Origin of the sequence: Cupriavidus gilardii (assembly GCF_013347325.1) — a bacterium.
Lineage (GTDB): Bacteria > Pseudomonadota > Gammaproteobacteria > Burkholderiales > Burkholderiaceae > Cupriavidus > Cupriavidus gilardii.
In genome coordinates this window covers 1313596-1331452 of the sequence record NZ_CP054626.1, presented here as the reverse complement: position 1 = coordinate 1331452, position 17857 = coordinate 1313596, and the positions used below count along the sequence as shown (strand labels likewise).

Annotated in this window: 14 protein-coding genes; 7 read left to right on the top strand and 7 right to left on the bottom strand. The window is 69.6% G+C overall.

Annotation, left to right across the window (positions count from 1 at the left end):
• Window positions 1-113 precede the first annotated feature (113 nt).
• The 5 genes from FOB47_RS16345 to FOB47_RS16325 all read right to left on the bottom strand — a co-directional run bounded on the left by FOB47_RS16345 (window position 114) and on the right by FOB47_RS16325 (window position 9326).
• On the bottom strand, window positions 114-581 hold the full coding sequence (locus FOB47_RS16345; RefSeq protein WP_174781555.1) for a hypothetical protein: 468 nt from the start codon (window positions 579-581) through the stop codon (window positions 114-116).
• Window positions 582-771: 190 nt separating this feature from the next.
• Window positions 772-2946 (bottom strand): NAD-dependent DNA ligase LigA, encoded by a 2175-nt coding sequence (ligA, locus tag FOB47_RS16340; RefSeq protein WP_174781554.1) that lies wholly within the window; start codon window positions 2944-2946, stop codon window positions 772-774.
• Between the two features lie 102 nt (window positions 2947-3048).
• A complete protein-coding gene (locus tag FOB47_RS16335; protein WP_174781553.1) occupies window positions 3049-4413 on the bottom strand; it encodes a cell division protein ZipA C-terminal FtsZ-binding domain-containing protein in 1365 nt (454 codons plus the stop codon).
• A 73-nt stretch (window positions 4414-4486) separates the two neighbouring features.
• Window positions 4487-8014, bottom strand: coding sequence for a chromosome segregation protein SMC (smc, locus tag FOB47_RS16330; RefSeq protein WP_174781552.1), 3528 nt, complete (start codon window positions 8012-8014; stop codon window positions 4487-4489).
• Between the two features lie 325 nt (window positions 8015-8339).
• Window positions 8340-9326, bottom strand: coding sequence for a DMT family transporter (locus FOB47_RS16325; RefSeq protein ID WP_174781551.1), 987 nt, complete (start codon window positions 9324-9326; stop codon window positions 8340-8342).
• Window positions 9327-9614: 288 nt separating this feature from the next.
• On the opposite strand from FOB47_RS16325, the gene dapC reads away from it, so the two are divergent.
• From dapC to prmB, 6 genes are all read left to right on the top strand, one after another.
• Window positions 9615-10826 carry a succinyldiaminopimelate transaminase gene (dapC, locus tag FOB47_RS16320; protein WP_174781550.1) on the top strand — a complete coding sequence of 404 codons (1212 nt, stop codon included), beginning with the start codon at window positions 9615-9617 and terminating at the stop codon, window positions 10824-10826.
• Window positions 10827-11021: 195 nt separating this feature from the next.
• Window positions 11022-11849 (top strand): 2,3,4,5-tetrahydropyridine-2,6-dicarboxylate N-succinyltransferase, encoded by an 828-nt coding sequence (gene dapD, locus FOB47_RS16315; RefSeq protein ID WP_053821651.1) that lies wholly within the window; start codon window positions 11022-11024, stop codon window positions 11847-11849.
• Window positions 11850-11972: 123 nt separating this feature from the next.
• A complete protein-coding gene (locus FOB47_RS16310) occupies window positions 11973-12356 on the top strand; it encodes a hypothetical protein (protein ID WP_174781549.1) in 384 nt (127 codons plus the stop codon).
• Window positions 12357-12430: 74 nt separating this feature from the next.
• Complete coding sequence (locus FOB47_RS16305) at window positions 12431-12784, top strand: ArsC family reductase (RefSeq protein ID WP_053821649.1); 354 nt, start codon at window positions 12431-12433, stop codon at window positions 12782-12784.
• 54 nt (window positions 12785-12838) lie between these two features.
• Window positions 12839-14020, top strand: coding sequence for a succinyl-diaminopimelate desuccinylase (gene dapE, locus FOB47_RS16300; RefSeq protein WP_053821648.1), 1182 nt, complete (start codon window positions 12839-12841; stop codon window positions 14018-14020).
• A gap of 66 nt (window positions 14021-14086) precedes the next feature.
• Window positions 14087-14989, top strand: coding sequence for a 50S ribosomal protein L3 N(5)-glutamine methyltransferase (gene prmB / locus FOB47_RS16295; protein WP_053821647.1), 903 nt, complete (start codon window positions 14087-14089; stop codon window positions 14987-14989).
• A gap of 76 nt (window positions 14990-15065) precedes the next feature.
• On the opposite strand, the gene FOB47_RS16290 is transcribed toward prmB, so the two are convergent.
• Window positions 15066-16163 (bottom strand): M14 family metallopeptidase, encoded by a 1098-nt coding sequence (locus FOB47_RS16290; RefSeq protein ID WP_053821646.1) that lies wholly within the window; start codon window positions 16161-16163, stop codon window positions 15066-15068.
• Window positions 16164-16466: 303 nt separating this feature from the next.
• On the opposite strand from FOB47_RS16290, the gene FOB47_RS16285 reads away from it, so the two are divergent.
• Window positions 16467-16976, top strand: coding sequence for a DUF2165 family protein (locus tag FOB47_RS16285; RefSeq protein ID WP_174781548.1), 510 nt, complete (start codon window positions 16467-16469; stop codon window positions 16974-16976).
• Between the two features lie 21 nt (window positions 16977-16997).
• Here the strand turns inward: FOB47_RS16285 and FOB47_RS16280 are convergent, their stop codons facing one another.
• Window positions 16998-17795 carry a hypothetical protein gene (locus FOB47_RS16280; protein ID WP_174781547.1) on the bottom strand — a complete coding sequence of 266 codons (798 nt, stop codon included), beginning with the start codon at window positions 17793-17795 and terminating at the stop codon, window positions 16998-17000.
• Between the last annotated feature and the right edge of the window lie 62 nt (window positions 17796-17857).

Sequence of the window (17857 nt, the reverse complement as noted above, 5' to 3'; positions counted from 1 at the left end):
GCGGTCGTACCGGCGGCCGCATGCGGTGGTTCTCCACCGAGATCCGGTCGATTATAGCCAGCGCTGCGCGCCGACGGCCGCGGGGCGCGCGGGTGCCAGGATCGGACCCATGCTCACGCCGCGAAGATCCTGTCCACGTCGACGTTGACCGAGCGCAGGCGTTCGAGCGGCACATGCGGCGTCAGATAGCGCAGCATCGTCTGCGCGCGCGACTCCAGCATGGGACAGCCGAATGTCCACTGCTTGTCGCCGTCCCACATGTCGAGCAGCGGCGCAAACAGGTTCGCGACAATTTGCCGGATGCGAAGCGGCCACGGCACCGGCGACGGCGCGGCCGACACCCGGCACGCGAGACGTCCGGCGCGCCGCTCGACGCTGCCCCTGTGAGACCGGATGCTGCGCAGGATGCCGGTATCCGCATCGGCGAGATATTCGAGCCGAAATGTCTGGCCGCGAAAGACGAAGACCTGCTCGTGCCGCTGCGCCGGCTGCTGCCGCAAGCGCTCGCGCAAGCCGTCGAGCTTGACGCGGACGGCCAGCCAATCGGCGCATGGTGCGGGTTGTGCTGCGATCGGACTCATGGGTGTCTCCTGGTGATGGGAAGAACCCGGCGAGGTTAATCGCGCGGCGGAGGCCGGTTCTTTCGGAATCGCCCCTGCCCCTTTGCTTTGCCGACCGGCGATCCGGCGTCCCACTGGACAGCGCCGCCAATCGCGGCCAGCGCAGTCCTTCGCGCGGTCCTTCGCACCGGCTTCAGCGGTGGCTTCGGCATCAGCCTCCCGCCACCCCGTGCTGCTGCAGCAGCGCCATCATGCCGGCCTCGTCCAGCACCGGCACGCCAAGCTCCTGCGCCTTGGCCAGCTTGCTGCCGGCCTCCTCGCCCGCCACCACGTAGTCGGTCTTCTTCGACACCGAGCCCGCGACCTTGGCGCCGGCTCCTTCGAGCAACGCCTTGGCCTCCTCGCGCGACAGCGTCGGCAACGTGCCGGTCAGCACGAAGGTCTTGCCGGCCAGCGGCGCCGGCGCGCGCGCGGCCGGCTCGCTCTCGGGCCAATGCACGCCGGCGGCGCGCAGCTGCTCGATGACCTCGACGTTGTGCGCCTCGGCAAAGAAATGCGCGATCGACTGCGCGACCACCGGGCCGACGTCGTTGACCTCCAGCAGCGCGGCTTCGTCCGCCGCCATCAGCCCGTCGAGCTTGCCGAAATGCCGGGCCAGGTCCTTGGCGGTCGCCTCGCCGACATGGCGGATGCCCAGCGCGAAGATGAAGCGGTTCAGCGTGGTGGCGCGCGACGCGTCGATCGCGGCGACCAGGTTGCTGGCCGACTTGTCGGCCATGCGGTCCAGCGCCGCCAGCTTGGCCACGCCGAGCTTGTACAGGTCGGCGGGCGTACGGACGATGCCCTGCTCGACCAGCTGGTCGACCACCTTTTCGCCGAGCCCTTCGATATCCATCGCGCGGCGCTGCGCGAAATGCAGCAGCGCCTGCTTGCGCTGCGCCGCGCAGATCAGCCCGCCGGTGCAGCGTGCGATCGCCTCGTCCTCCAGCCGCTCGATATGCGAGCCGCACACCGGGCACGCGGTGGGCATCACGAACGGCCGCGCATCGGCGGGCCGGCGCTCCGGCACCACCGCGACCACTTCCGGAATCACGTCGCCGGCGCGGCGCACGATCACGGTGTCGCCGATATGCACGTCCTTGCGGCGGATTTCGTCCTCGTTGTGCAGCGTGGCATTGGTCACCGTGACGCCGCCGACGAACACCGGCGCCAGCCGCGCCACCGGCGTGATCGCGCCGGTGCGGCCCACCTGGACTTCGATGTCCTCGACCACCGTGGTCATTTCCTGCGCCGGGAACTTGTGCGCCAACGCAAAGCGCGGCGCGCGCGAGACGAAGCCCAGGCGTTCCTGCTCGTCGACCGCATTGACCTTGTAGACCACGCCGTCGATGTCATAGGGCAAGCTGTCGCGCTTCCTGCCGACGCCGCGGTAGAAGCCGAGCAGCCCCTGCGCGCCCTTGACCACGGCGCGCTCGGCGCAGACCGGCAGGCCGAGCGCGGCGAAGCGTTCGAGCAGCGCCTCGTGGGTGGCCGGGCGCGGCTCGCCGTCAAGCTCGCCCAGACCATAGGCAAAGAACGACAGCGGACGGCGCGCGGTGATGCGCGGATCGAGCTGGCGCAGGCTGCCGGCCGCGGCGTTGCGCGGATTGACGAAGGTCTTCTCGCCGGCCTCGGCCTGGCGCGCATTGAGCCGGTCGAAATCGCGCCGGTACATGAAGACCTCGCCGCGCACCTCGATCACCGCCGGCGCGCCGGCCTTCAGCTTCAGCGGAATCGCCTTGATCGTGCGCACATTGGCGGTCACGTCCTCGCCGGTCTCGCCATCGCCGCGCGTGGCGGCCTGCACCAGCCGGCCGTTTTCGTAGCGCAGCGACATCGCGAGGCCGTCGAACTTCAGCTCGCAGGCATATTCGACCGCGTCGGCGGCCGAGAACAGGTCCGCGGCGCCCTCGGCGGCGACGGTGCGGCCCAGGCCCTGCGCGCAGCGGCGATCGAAGCCGATCACGTCGTCGTCGTCGAACGCATTGTTCAGCGACAGCATCGGCAGCCGGTGCCGCACCGTCGCGAACGCCGTCAGCGGCTGCCCGCCGACGCGCTGGGTCGGCGACTCAGGCGTCAGCAGTTCCGGATGCGCGGCCTCCAGTTCCTGCAGCTCGCGGAACAGCGCGTCGTAATCGGCGTCCGGAATGGTCGGCGCGTCGAGCACGTAATACTGGTAGTTGTGGTGCTCGATCTGCTCGCGCAGCCAGTCGGCGCGCGCGGCCGGGGTATCGGGCTTGTCGGCGGAATTGTCCGGACGCGCGGCTTCGGCCGCGTCGGCTGCTTTGGCCGCAGCGGTCCGCGGCGCATCGGCCGCAGTGGGAGCGCCGTGTTTCTTTGCTGGCATGGGCGTGGGCGGTACGAAAAAGCGGTCGGCTGACGGACGGCGAAACGGGCGATGAAAGCGGACGGCGAAAGCGAACGACTGGAAGCGGTGCGGGTCCGCCCGTCAGCTGCTGAACAGGCGCAATGCCACCGGCGATCCGGCCGGCATGCCGCGCGCCTCGAGCTTGTCGTAGAGCGCCTGCAGCTGCTGGAAGATCGCGACGAACGACGTCTCGGTCAGCGGCCGGTGATTGTCGTCGACCAGTCTTGCGCCCATCCGCTGCGCCAGGCTGTCGCCATACTCGCACATCGTCTTCAGCGGCTTGACCGCCTGGGAGGCCTGCGGCACGTCCAGCAGCAGCGTGATCTGGCTGCCCGCCTTGACGGTCAGATCGTCGCGCAGGAAGTTGGTATCGCCGAACTGCAGCGTAAACAGCGCGCGCTGGATGCCGTCGGGGCCGGCCTGGTAGCGGGTGAAGCGGGTGCCGTCGCGCGACAGCACCAGGCCGTCCTGCGTGGCGACGTTCTGCACATAGGCGGCCGACCACGGCGCGCCGTCGGACACCACGTTGACGCCCAGCTGCACGTCGCAGGCGGCGGCGAAGCCGTCGAGCTCGCGTGCATTGGCGACGGTCTCGCTCATGTCGGGCAGTTCGGCCGACGCATCGAGCGATTCGGCCAGCGCCTCGACCGCGTTGACGAACTCGGAGAATTCCAGCGCGTTCAGCGGACCGCCGCGATTGGCCAGCTGCACCGCGACCTGCAGGTCCTCGTACTGATGGCCGGCGGTCACCGGCTCCCACGCGTTGGCGGGCTCGTACAGGCCCTCGATGTGGACCTGCTTGGTGCCGGCCCGGCGCAGGCGCCCGGTCAGCGGCAGGATGCGGTCGCCCGAGGCCTTGCGTTCCAGATGCAGCGGCACGATGCAGTCGATCAGCGGATCGATGACCGCGGGCCTGGGCTGCCCGTCTGCCACGATCGGCTCGGCCACCGGTTCGGGCTGCGGCGCCGCGGCCGGCGCGGCGGCCGTGGCGGAAGGCTCTGCCCGCGCGGCTTTCGGTGCCTCGCCCGCGTCGGCAGGCGTATCCTGGCCGGCGTGCGGGGCGGGGGGCGCGCCGGGGGTGCGGACGGACGGCGCGCTGCGCGCGACACCATCGGCGACTTCCTCGGCCAGCAGCTCGTCGGCATCGGCGCTGCCGGCCATCAGCGGCGAAGCGGCCTGCGCGGCCTGGGCGTCGTCATCGAGCGGCGGCACCGACAGCTTCGGCTCCTTGCGCTGGATCGTTTCGGGACGCGGCGGCTCGTGCAGCTTGGCGCTGACTTCGGGCTTGATTTCCTCGCCCACCACCGGCTCGCGCATCGGCGGCAGGTCGTCCTCGGGTTGCAGCGCGCGCGGCCGGCGCGACTTGCGGATCTGCCATTGGTTGTAGGCCACCACCAGCAGCAGCAGCACGATGCCGGCGACGACCAGCGCGGTTTGGAGATCCATTACGCGCGCCCTCCACGGTTCGGCGAAAACGCCAGCCGATGCTTGCGCCCATGCGTCAATCGAAGCGATCCGGTCATGCCGCCTCCGCCATCGAAACGGCCGCGTCCATGTCGACGGCGACGATCCGCGACACCCCCTGCTCCTGCATCGTGACGCCGATCAGCTGGTGCGCCATTTCCATTGCAATCTTGTTGTGTGAGATGAAGACGAACTGCGTCTTGTCGGACATGCGCGCGACCATATTGGCGTAGCGCTCGGTATTGGCGTCGTCCAGCGGCGCGTCGACCTCGTCGAGCAGACAGAACGGTGCCGGGTTCAGCTGGAACATCGCGAACACCAGCGCGATCGCGGTCAGCGCCTTTTCGCCGCCCGACAGCAGGTGGATCGTCGAGTTCTTCTTGCCCGGGGGCTGCGCCATCACCTGCACGCCGGCATCGAGGATCTCCTCGCCGGTCATGATCAGCCTGGCCTGGCCGCCGCCGAACAGCTGCGGGAACAGTTCGCCGAAATGATGGTTGACCTGGTCGAAGGTGCCCTGCAGCAGCGCACGCGTTTCCTGGTCGATCTTGTGGATCGCGTCTTCCAGCGTCTGGATCGCGTCGTTCAGGTCGGCCGACTGCGCGTCGAGGAAGGTCTTGCGTTCGCGCGCCGCCGCCAGTTCCTCGAGCGCGGCCATGTTGACCGGGCCGAGCGCGTTGATCGCGTTGTTGATCCGCGTGACCTCGCCCTGCAGATAGGAAGGCTTCAGGTTGGCGCCAAGCTCGCCGGTCAGCTTGCCGGCCAGCGCGGCCTCGTCGACCTCGGCCGCGGCCAGCTGCTCGGCGAACTGCTCCTGCGCCAGGCGCGCGGCCTGCTCCTTGAGCTGCAGTTCGGTGATGCGGTCGCGCAGCGGCTGCAGGCTGCGCTCGGCGGCCAGGCGCTGCTCGTCGGACTGGCGCAGCTGCGCCGACAGCGCGTCGAGCTCGATGCGGGCCGCGGCCAGCTTCTGCTCGCGTTCGGCACGCAGTTCCAGCGCTTCCTGCAGCCCGGTATGGGCGGTCTGCTCGTTGATCGTTTCCAGCTCGGCGCGCGCGTTCTCCAGCGATTCGGCGATGCGCTCGCTCTGGTCGCCCGCGACCTGGATATTGCGGCGCAGCTCGTCGATGCGGGCGGCCAGATTGCGTTCAGCGAACACGGCCTCCTGGGCGGCGCGTTCCAGATCGCGCAACTGCTGGCGCGCGTCGGACAGCTTCGCATCCAGCGCTTCGTAGGCCATCTGGTGGTCTTCGTGCGCGGCCTGCATCTCGGCCAGCTCGGCATCGTGCCGCTCGAAGTTGGCCTCCGATTCGGCCTTCAGCGCGCGCTGCTCGTCGATCTGCGCGGCAATCTCCTCCAGCTCCTCGCGGATCTGGCTGCTGCGCGCGGCGTAGCGCTCCATCGCCTGCGACAGCTTGAGCACGTCCATCTGCAGCCCGTGGACGCGCCGCGTGACGCGCTCGCTGTCGGCGCGCGCCTCCACCAGCTTGCGGCTGCCCTCGGTATAGGCAGCCTCGGCGCGCACCGCCTGGGCCTTGGCCTCGTCGGCCAGCAGCGTCTGCGCGCGGGCCTGCTTCTGCAGATTCTCGATTTCCTGCTCGCGCGCCAGCATGCCGGCCTGCTCGGAGTCGGCGGCATACAGATGCACCGAGCTGCGGCCGACCAGATGGCCTTCGGCGACGACGAAGGTCGCGCCCTCGGGCAGGCTCGCGCGGGCCGCGAGCGCCTGCTCCATGCTATCCGCGGTGTAGACGTCGGCCAGCCAGTCCTGCATCACCGCGCGGATGCCCGGCTCGGTGATCTGCAGCAGCGACATCAGCGGACGCAGTCCGGCCGGTGCTTCGCCGGGGCGCGCCGCCGGCGGCGGCGCGTAGAAGGCCAGCTTGGCCGGCGGCGCGTCGGTCAGCAGCCCCTTGACCCAGTCGAGGCTGGACACTTCCAGCGCGGCCAGCTTTTCGCGCAGCACCGACTCGAGCGCGTTTTCCCAGCCCGGTTCGATATGGATCTTCTTCCACAGGCGCGGCAGTTCGGACAGGCCGTGCCTGGCCAGCCAGGGCTGGACCTTGCCTTCGCTCTGCACGTTCTCCTGCAACTGGCGCAGCGCGGCCAGGCGCGCCTCGAGCGCCGCGATCGCTGCGGCTTCGCTCTGCACGCGCTCCTGCGCGGCGCGGCGTTCCGCGTCGAGCCGCGGCAGATTGTCCTCGGCCTCGGCCAGCGCGGCCTGGGCGTCCTCGAGCATCGCCTCGTGTTCGGCCAGCTCGGCGCGCAATTCCTCCAGCCTGACGTCGTCGGGCCGGTCCAGGCCCTTTTCCTCGCCGGACAGGCGTTCGCGGCGCTGCTCCAGCTGCTGCAGCATCTGGTCGGCATTGCGCTGGTGCGCGGCCTCGAGCTTGAGCGCCTGCTCGGCCTGCATGATGCCGGCGCGCTGCTCGTTCAGCAGCGCCTGCGCGTCGCGCCATTGGGCTTCCAGCGTCGGCAGCGCTTCGCTCTGCTGCTCGACCGCCTGCTGCGCCTCGATGGTGCGGCCCTCGGCCAGCGCCAGTTCCTCTTCGGCCTGCTCGAGCTCGTCCCCGGCCTGCTGGGCCTTGGCCTGCCACTGCTCGCGCTGCGCCGTCAGCGCGGCGATCTGCGCCTGCACGCGGTTGCGCGACTCGACCACATAGCGGATCTCGGCCTCGAGCTTGCTGACCTCGGTATTGGCTTCGTAGAGCGCGCCCTGGGCGGCGTGCATGCCGTCGGAAGCGGCGTAGTGCGCGGCGCGCAGCGTCTCCAGCTCGGCCTCGACGTGGCGCAGCTGCGCGGTCTGCGCTTCCAGGTCGATCTGGGCCTGCTCGATCGCGCGCTGATGGCGTTCCTGCTCGGCCAGCGCCTCGCGCTTGCGCAGCAGCCACAGCAGATGCTGCTTCTCCTCGCCTTCGGCCTGCAGTGCCTTGAAGCGCTGCGCGACCTCGGCCTGGCTCTCGAGCTTGTCGAGGTTGGCCGACAGCTCGCGCAGGATGTCCTCGACCCGGGTCAGGTTCTCGCGCGTGTCCGACAGCCGGTTCTCGGTCTCGCGGCGGCGTTCCTTGTATTTGGAGACGCCGGCCGCTTCCTCGAGGAAGATCCGCATGTCGTCGGGCTTGGCCTCGATGATCCGCGAGATCATGCCCTGGCCGATGATCGCGTAGGCGCGCGGACCTAGGCCCGTGCCCAGGAAGATGTCCTGGATGTCGCGCCGGCGCACCGGCTGGTTGTTGATGTAGTAGGACGAGGTGCCGTCGCGGGTCAGCACGCGCTTGACCGCGATCTCGGCGTACTGGCTCCACTGCCCGGCGGCACGGCCTTCGGCGTTGTCGAACACCAGCTCGACGCTGGCGCGGCCGGCCGGCTTGCGCGCGGTGGAACCGTTGAAGATGACGTCCTGCATCGATTCGCCGCGCAGCTCGGAAGCGCGGGACTCGCCGAGCACCCAGCGCACCGCATCGATGATGTTGGACTTGCCGCAGCCGTTGGGACCGACGATGCCGACCAGTTGGCCGGGCACTTGGAAATTGGTGGGATCGACAAAGGACTTGAAGCCCGCCAGCTTGATCGAGGACAGTCGCACGGTTGGTCTTGAATGGGTTCGAATCCGTGGTGAGGCACGCCCGCGAGCGGCACCCAGAAAGGCCGGGCAGCCTGCGCGACGCCCTGTGCCGACGTGCCGTCCGCACCGCATTCGTCGCGCACTTGTGCCCGAAAATTGGCGCTAATCATACCATCGGTGTGACGCCGTCCAGCCGGATTTACCGGCAGTTACGGGGACGTTGCCGGCCGCTTCCCGCGCCATCCGGGCCGCATCCCGGCCGCATCCGGTGCGCTTCGGCAGCGGTACCGACGGCACCCCGGCGGCATCCCGGGTACCCCCCGGCGCCAGACCGTGATGGCGGCCCCTACTGCCCTTGCTGCCCCTGCAGGCCGGTACACCGGGCGCCGTCGGCCGCCCGCACCGGCCCGCCGCGGCGGTGCACCAGACCCGACAGCGCCCCGGCCGCCACGATGCACAGGCCGCCGGCCGCCTCCTTCCAGCTCAGCGTCTCGGTCGCCAGCCACCACGACGACACCGCGGCGACCACGATCTCGAACAGCATCAGCAGCGAGACCCGGTTCGCCGGCAGATGCTGCAGGCCGTACTGGACGATCGCGTTGCCGACCACCAGCGTGGCCGCCAGGCCCAGCACCAGCAGCGGCGCCGCCACGCGGGCCTCGGGTGCGATCGTCACCGCGCCGGCGTCCAGCCACAGCGAGGCGACGCCGCCGAGCAGCGTGCCGCCGCCGAACACCATCAGCGTGCGCAGCCGCGCGTCCATCTGCGGAAAGCGCTGGCCGGCGCGGCGCGACAGCACGTTGTTGAACGCGAACGCGATGCCGGCCACCAGACCGGCCCATTCGGCCGCATCGCGCGGCAGCGGCACGCCGACCTCGGGCGTCCACAGCATCAGGCCGGCGCCGAACATCGCCAGCGCCACCAGCATCAGGCCCGCCGGCGAGACGCGCTCGCCGATCAGCAGCCGCGCCACCAGCACGGTCCACACCGGGGTCAGATAGAACAGCAGCAGCACCCGCATCACATGACCGTGGACGCTGCCCCAGACAAAGCCGGCATTGGTGACGCCGGCCGCCAGCGCGATCGCGACGAACAGCCACGACCGGCGCAGGCCGCGCAGCTGCCGCCGCAGCACCAACAGCGCCAGCACGGCGGCGACCGCGCTGACCACCGCCGCGGCCTTCATGCCGCCGAGGCCCCAGGCGTCCAGCAATCGATAGGGATACCAGGCGATGCCCCATACCGAGGCGCCGAGCAGGATCGACAGGGAAGCCTTGAAGCTGTCGGCGTCATGGAGGGCGCCGGGCTGCACATTGGCGTTGGAATGGCTCATGGAATGGAAAACACTGGAGGCGGCACCCGGGAAACGGTGCCTGACATGGCTCTGGGTGGTTCGGGGTGCCCGACCGGGGCCCGTCAAGCCGCTCAAGCCCGTTGGCCCAGATCGGGCCGAATGGGCCGAATGGGCTGGAGGGGCCGAACAGGCCGGATGGGCCGGACGTGGGCGGATCGGGCCGGAGAGCGCGCGGCCCGCCGGTCCCTCGGCGCGGCGCCTCGTCCCCTGCCTCGTCCCCAGCCTCGTCCCTTATAATGCTGCGTTTCGACAGGCCTTCGACCCATCATGAACCCGCGTCTCGATTTGCTGCAGCCCTACCCGTTCGAGAAACTGAAGGCCCTGTTTGCGGGAATCGAGCCGAACGGCGCGCTGCGGCCGATCAGTTTCGGCATCGGCGAGCCCAAGCATCCGACCCCGCGTTTCATCCGCGATGCGCTGGCCGAGTCGCTTGGCGGGCTGGCGAATTATCCCACAACGGCCGGTTCCGAAGCGCTGCGCCAATGCATCGCCGGCTGGCTGGAACGCCGCTACGGCCTGCCCCGCGTCGACCCCGCCAGCCAGGTGCTGCCGGTCACCGGCTCGCGCGAGGCGCTGTTCGCCTTCGCCCAGACCGTGGTCGACGGTACCCGCCCCGGCGCGCTGGTGCTGTGCCCGAACCCCTTCTATCAGATCTATGAAGGCGCCGCGCTGCTCGCCGGCGCGACGCCGGTGTTCGCCAACAGCGATCCGTCCCGCAATTTCGCCCCCGCCTTCGACCGCATTGCCGACGACGTCTGGCCGCGCGTGCAGCTGGTCTACGTCTGCTCGCCCGGCAATCCGACCGGCGCGGTGCTGTCGCTGGAGGACTGGCGCCAGCTGTTCGCGCTGTCGGACCGCCACGGCTTCGTGATCGCCTCCGACGAGTGCTATTCCGAAATCTATTTCGACGAAGGCAAGGCGCCGCTGGGCGCGCTCGAGGCGGCACACCGGCTGGGCCGAGGCTTCGAGCGGCTGGTGATGTTCTCCAGCCTGTCCAAGCGCTCGAACGTGCCGGGCCTGCGCTCGGGCTTCGTCGCCGGCGACGCCGCGCTGCTGGGCCGCTTCCTGCTGTATCGCACCTATCATGGCGGCGCGATGAACCCGGCGGTGCAGAGCGCCAGCGTCGCGGCCTGGAACGACGAGGCCCATGTGCGCGAGAACCGCACCGCCTATGTCGCCAAGTTCGCCGAGGTCACGCCGATGCTGGCCGAGGTGCTGGACGTCGCGCTGCCCGACGCGGGCTTCTATCTGTGGGCCGACGTCTCGCGCACCGGCCTTTCCGACACCGAGTTCGCCGCGCGGCTTTACGCCGAGCAGCACCTGACCGTGCTGCCGGGCAGCTATCTGGCACGCGAAGCGGACGGCATCAACCCGGGCGCCAACCGCGTGCGGATGGCGCTGGTGGCGACGCCCGAGGAATGCCGCGAGGGTGCCGAGCGCATCGTCGCCTTCTGCCGGGGGCTGACGAGCCGCGGCTGAGCCCGCCGGAGGACAATTCGATCCCACGATTCGATGCCCCCCGGACCTGGGATCGGCTCCGGGAATCGGCCCCGGAAGTCGGCCCCGGAAGTCGGACCCGGCACTCGGACCCGATATCCGCCGCAATACCGGCCGCCACCGGCACCACGCACGGCGGCCTCGAATTCAACCACGACAACACGCGAAGAAACGCATATGACGCAAGCACTGCAAGCTCTGATCGACCAGGCCTGGGAAGACCGCGCCAGCCTGTCGCCCAAGTCCGCCCCGGCCGACATCCGCGAAGCGGTGGCCACGGTAATCGGCCAGCTCGACGCGGGCACGCTGCGCGTGGCCGAGAAGCAAGGCAAGGACTGGATCGTCAACCAGTGGATCAAGAAGGCGGTGCTGCTGTCGTTCCGCCTCGAGGACAATGCGCCGATGGCCGCCGGCGGCTTCGCGCAGTTCTACGACAAGGTGCCGACCAAGTTCGCCAACTGGTCGGCCGACGATTTCGCCAGGGCCGGCTTTCGCGTGGTGCCGCCGGCGGTGGCCCGCCGCGGCTCGTTCATCGCGAAGAACGCGGTGCTGATGCCCTCGTACGTCAACATCGGCGCCTATGTCGATGAGGGCACGATGGTCGATACCTGGGCCACCGTCGGTTCGTGCGCGCAGATCGGCAAGAACGTGCACCTGTCGGGCGGCGTCGGCATCGGCGGCGTGCTCGAGCCGCTGCAGGCCAACCCGGTGATCATCGAGGACAACTGCTTCATCGGCGCCCGCTCGGAAATCGTCGAGGGCGTGATCGTCGAGGAGAACTCGGTGATCTCGATGGGTGTCTACCTGGGCCAGTCGACCAAGATCTACGATCGCGAAACCGGCGAGATCCACTACGGCCGCGTGCCGGCCGGCTCGGTGGTGGTGGCCGGCAACCTGCCGTCGAAGGATGGCAAGTACAGCCTGTACTGCGCCGTGATCGTCAAGAAGGTCGACGCGCAGACGCGCGCCAAGACCAGCCTGAACGACCTGCTGCGCGGCGACTGACGGCAGCGCGGTGGCGGCCCCGTGCCGCCACCGCTGTCGCTTCTTCCGCCCCCCTCGCCCCGACCGGCGCACCGCACCGGCTCCCACGTGAGGTGACCCGTGCCCTCCCTTCGCAAGCGATTCATGGCCCTGGACCCCGCTACCGTCAGCACCGTGCTGTCCCTGCTGCCGACCATTCTCGAGCAGGCCAACAAGACCATCGAGAAGCTCAAGAAGAGCAAGCGCAAGGACGAGCCGGCCGACAGCGGCGACGGCACGCCGGCGCTCGATCCGCAGGCGCAGGCGCGCCAGCTCGCGGCGCGTGTCGCCGAGCTGGAAACGGCCGCGATGCAGCAGGCCGAGAACGTCAAGCTGCTGGCCGAACAGCATGCGATCACGATCGATGCGCTGCGCAAGGAAGCGGCGCGGCTGGACCGCCGGCTGCGGCTGATGACCGCGGTGGCGATGGCCGGCTTCGCGCTGGGCCTGCCGGCGCTGGTGATCGCCATCAATCTGCTGCTGCGCTGAAGCGGGCTTCGGTCCGCGCCATCGCGACTGCGTCACCGTCGCCACCCCTGCCAACGTTTCATTCTTCATTCGCCATGACCGTCCAGCTCTACGGCATCCCGAACTGCGATACCGTCAAGAAAGCCCGCACCTGGCTCGAATCCAACGGCGTCGACTACGCCTTCCACGATTTCAAGAAGCAGGGCGTCGACGAGACGATGCTGCGCCGCTGGCTGAAGCAGGTGCCGCTGTCGCTGCTGCTCAACCGCAAGGGCACCACCTGGCGCGCGCTGCCGGACGCCGACAAGGCGCTGGCCGAGAACGCCGACGGCGCGATCGCGCTGATGCAGCGCAGCCCCTCGCTGATCAAGCGGCCGGTGCTCGAGCATGACGGCACGGTCGCGGTCGGCTTTGCCGCGGACCAGTACGCCGAACGTTTCCACGGCTGAGCTCGCTCGCCGCTTGATCCCCTCACCGCCTGACCGCCTCCCCACCGCCGCACCATGACCGCCAACGCCCCCGCAACGCCCGCCGCCAATCCCACGCTGGCGCTGACCGAAGACCTGATCCGCCGCCAGTCGGTGACTCCCGCCGACGAAGGCTGCCAGGCCGTGCTGCAGGCGCGGCTGTCCGCGCTCGGCTTCACCTGCGAATCGCTGGTCAGCGGCCCGGACTCGTTTCGCGTGACCAATCTGTGGGCCGTCAAGCGCGGCCGGCTGGGCACCGGCGGCAAGCTGCTGGCCTTCGCCGGCCACACCGATGTGGTGCCGACCGGCCCGCTGGAGCAATGGACTTCGCCGCCGTTCGAGCCGACGCATCGCGACGGCAAGCTGTACGGCCGCGGCGCCGCCGACATGAAGACCTCGATCGCGGGCTTCGTGGTGGCGATCGAGGAATTCCTGCAGGCTCATCCGGACCATGCCGGCTCGATCGCGCTGTTGATCACCAGCGACGAGGAAGGCCCGGCCCACGACGGCACCGTCAAGGTCGTGCAGGCGCTGCAGGCGCGCGGCGAACGGCTCGACTACTGCGTGGTCGGCGAGCCGACCTCGGTCGACACGCTCGGCGACATGGTCAAGAACGGCCGGCGCGGCTCGCTGTCCGGCAAGCTGACCGTCAAGGGCGTGCAGGGCCATATCGCCTACCCGCACCTGGCGCGCAATCCGATCCATCTGGCGGCGCCGGCGCTGGCCGAACTGGTCGGCGAGCGCTGGGACGAAGGCAACGCGTATTTCCCGCCGACCACCTGGCAGATGTCGAACATCCACGCGGGCACCGGCGCGACCAACGTGATCCCCGGCCACGTGACGATCGATTTCAACTTCCGCTTCTCGACGGCCAGCACGCCGGAGCAGCTGAAGGCCCGCGTGCACGCGATCCTCGATCGCCACGGGCTCGACTACCAGCTCGACTGGACGCTGGGCGGCGAACCGTTCCTGACGCCGCGCGGCGAGCTGTCCGAGGCGATGGCCGCGGCGATCGCCGCCGAGACCGGCGTGCAGACCGAACTGTCGACCACCGGCGGCACCTCGGACGGACGCTTCATCGCGAAGATCTGCCCGCAGGTGATCGAGTTCGGTCCGCCCAATGCAAGCATCCACAAGATCGACGAGCACGTCGACGTGCGCTTCATCGAGCCGTTGAAGAACATCTATCGCGGCGTGCTGGAACGGCTGATCGCCTGAGCGACCCGCCCCGGCCGCGCCACTGTCATCGCGCCGCACCGATCGACCCCTGACCTCTCCTTCGCCATGGCTCACGCCTCTCCCCTGTCCACCGTCCGCGATCTGCTGCGCCTGGCGGTGTCGCGCTTCACCCAGGCCGGCCTGTCGTTCGGCCACGGTACCGACAACGCCTACGACGAGGCGGTCTACCTGATCCTGCATACGCTGCATCTGCCGCTCGATACGCTCGAGCCCTTCCTCGATGCGCGGCTGCTGCCCGAGGAGATTGCCGCGGTGATGGAGGTGATCCGCCGCCGCGTCGACGAGCGCGTGCCGGCGGCCTACATCACGCACGAGGCGTACATGCATGGGCAACGCTTCTATGTCGACGAGCGCGTGATCGTGCCGCGCAGCTTCATCGGCGAGCTGCTGCAGGACGGACTGGACCCGTGGGTCGGCGATGTCGATGCGATCGGACCGGTGCTGGAGCTGTGCACCGGCTCGGGCTGCCTGCCGATCCTGGCCGCGCAGGCCTGGCCGCACGCGACGATCGACGCGGTCGACATCTCGGCCGATGCCCTCGAGGTGGCGCGCCGCAATGTCGCCGACTATGGGCTCGAGGACCGCATCCATCTGCATCACGGCGACCTGTACGCGCCGCTGCCGCCGGGCGCGACCTACGACGTGATCCTCAGCAATCCGCCCTATGTGAACGAAGGCGCCATGCAGCGGCTGCCCGCCGAGTATCTGGCCGAGCCCCGCATCGCGCTCGCCGGCGGCGACGACGGCATGGACGTGGTGCGCCGGATCGTGGCCGGCGCACGCGCCCGGCTGAATCCCGGCGGCGTGCTGGTGGTCGAGATCGGCAACGAGTTCGACAATGTCGAGGCCGCCTTCCCCGATCTGGAACTGATCTGGCTGACGGTCAGCGCCGGCGAGGAACAGGTGTTCCTGCTGACGTACGAAGCGCTGGAGGCGGCGGGGCTGTAGGGCCCTTTGCTGGTCCTGCGTTGCCGGTGATGTTCTGCCCCCCAGGGGGAGAGGGCTGGGGAGAGGAGGTGGTTTCTCAGCCTTCCGCCAGCGCCCCCAGCCCCGCCACAGCCGCCCGCACCGCGGTCGTGCACTGCTCGACCACCCCTTCGCGCCAATCGTCGGCGTCGCCATAGAAGGCGCGCCACATGCCCTGGCGGATCAGCGCGCGCTGCGTGTTGTCGGCGTCCGGATGCAGATGCAGCCAGTGGTCGCCGCGCAGCGCCTGCAATACGTCGGGCAGCGGCAAGGTACCGAACTCCAGCGCAATGCCGGCAAAGTCGATATTGGGCAGCGTATCCGGAACGGCGTGCCAGGCAAGCCCGGTCAGGTTGGCCGAGGTCGACGAGCCGTCGTACATCGACGTCACGTGCTGGCCCCAGATCGCACGGGTCCGCTCCAGCTGCGGCGCGTCGTCGGGCCCCATGTAGATCGGCTCGCCATAGCCCCAGGGCCCCAGCCCGGTATGGATGTCGATCCAGCGCAGGCTGGTGCGTCCCGCGCCGTAGCGCGCCAGGATGCGGCGCAGCGTGTAGTTGCTCCAGGTCGCCACGCGGCCGCCATAGAACATGCCGTGCGGATCGTCGTACTGGCCCGCGCTGACGGCGGCCTGATACCAGCTCATGCCGCGCTCGGCGATCGCACGCGCCAGCGCGGCCTCGTCCTGCTCCGATGGCGGCCAGTGCGCCGGCAGCAGCAGCGGCGCGACCTCGGCATAGGCGGGGTTTTGCGGCAGCGGCCGCGTGAAATCCATGAAGTTGCGGTTCAGGTCGACGTTGTCCTCGTTGACCCGCCGCATGTGCGAGAAGCCGTAGGGGTTGACCGCATGGACCAGCAGCAGCGCCGCCCCGGCCTTGGCGCATTGCTGCAGCAGCGCGGCATCGTGCAGCAGCGCGATCTGCGCGCCGGAGCCGCAGAAGCCCTCGGCGCCGTGCATCGCCGAGGTGACCAGGATCAGATGGCGCGCGTCGCGCGGGCCGATCCAGGCGACGTCCATCGCCAGTTCCTCGTCCTCGGCGCCGCGCCGCGTGGGGTGCGCGAACGGCGTGGGCACGTCGCCGACGTTCTCGGCCGCGAGCCGGAACTTCGCGCGGGCTTCCTCGTAGCGGCTTGAAAAGCAATCGTGCAGCTGCATCGGCGGCTCTCCGGGCGACCAGGATCGATCACCGCATTAAACGCCATTCCGCCGCGACACGCCAGCCGGTACAATCCCGTCCGCACAAGGTTGGATCGATCCAGCGCGGCCGGCGCGGCTTCCCAGGCCCGCCACGCGTCTCAGGTAACACCAGTCCCGATCTCCAGCCGGATTTCCCTCGCGCCCGTTCCCCGGGTCCCGCCTCTTCCCTTCATTCCGACCGCCACGTCGTTCGACCGGCCCGGGGTTGGCACGCCCATCCCACCGGCGCACCGGCGGTCTCTTGCTCCTGAGACTTTCGACATGATCGTGCGTTATTCCAAGATCGCCGCGGTATTGGCCATGGCCCTGTTCGCCTCGCTGGTGTCGTTCGGCAACATCACCGACTACGGCACCAACTTCGCCTTCGTCCAGCATGTGTTCCTGATGGACACGACCTTCCCCGGCAACGGCATCATGTACCGCGCGATCCGTTCGCCGGTGCTGCATCACGCCGGCTACATCGGCATCATCGCGCTCGAGACGGCCACCGCGCTGCTGTGCTGGGCCGGCGGCATCGCGCTGTGGCGCGCGCGCGGGCAATCGCCGCGCGCATTCCATCGCGCCAAGACCTCGGCGGTGGCCGGCCTGACGCTCGGTTTCCTGACCTGGCAGGTCGCCTTCATGTCGATCGGCGGCGAATGGTTCGGCATGTGGATGTCGAAGGAATGGAACGGCGTGCCCGACGCCTTCCGCTTCTTCATCACGCTGCTGACCGTGCTGATCTACGTCAGCCTGCCGTACGACGATCTCGATCTCGCCGATCGCCGGTAGGCCGCTCCGGGGCGGTTCCGATCAGCCGTCCCAGTCGGCATCCCGCGCTGCCGCCGCAAGCCGCGGCGGCGCCTCCAGCTGCCACGCGCGCGGATGCAGCGCCAGCCCCGCAGCCTCGCCCTGCGCGCGCGTCAGCGTCAGATGGCGGGCCAGCCAGTCCATCACGCCGCGCAGGAAGCGCTGCTGCTCCAGCCGCACCGCCTCGCGCAGCGCGCGCTCCAGCTGCACGTAGGCGGTGTAGACGTCGAGCAGATTGGCCGTCTTCAGCGTGGCCGGCGTCGACGGGCTGCGCTCGATCGCCAGCACTCGGGCGGCCTGCTGCTGGGTCAGCTTGCCGTGCTCGCGCCAGGCCGCATACAGCGGCTCGAGCGGAGCGAAACGGACGCTGGGCTGCACGCGCGGCACGCCGGCAACCTTGTCCATGCGCAGCAGCAGATAGCGGACCGCGGCGGCATGCTGGCGAGCCAGTTCGCGTTCGCCGTCCCGTCCTCGTTGCCGGCCCCCGCCGCGGCGCGGCCACACGTCGTCGCGCCAGGGTCCGGCGCCGGCCGCGCGCGCGGTGAAATCAGGCACCGCGTCGAGCGCGCCATGGCCGCCCAGCAGCCGCAGCGCGCAATCGGGTCCGAACGCATGCTCGCGGCCGGCCGCGTCGCGCAGGATATAGGCGTGGCCCGAGCCGATGCCGTGGCCCTTGTTGCCCGCCGGCATGCCGATTCCCGCGCCGGCGCAGCGCGTGCCGGGCTCGACGAAATCCTTGCGGACGGCGGTCCAGGTTGCGGCCGGGTCTGAACCGAGGACGGAAGCGGGCTCGAGGGGCATGCCTTGACGGTGGGACAACGAAGCAGCAAAAAGGAGGCCGAAACGGCGGCGGGGGCGCATTG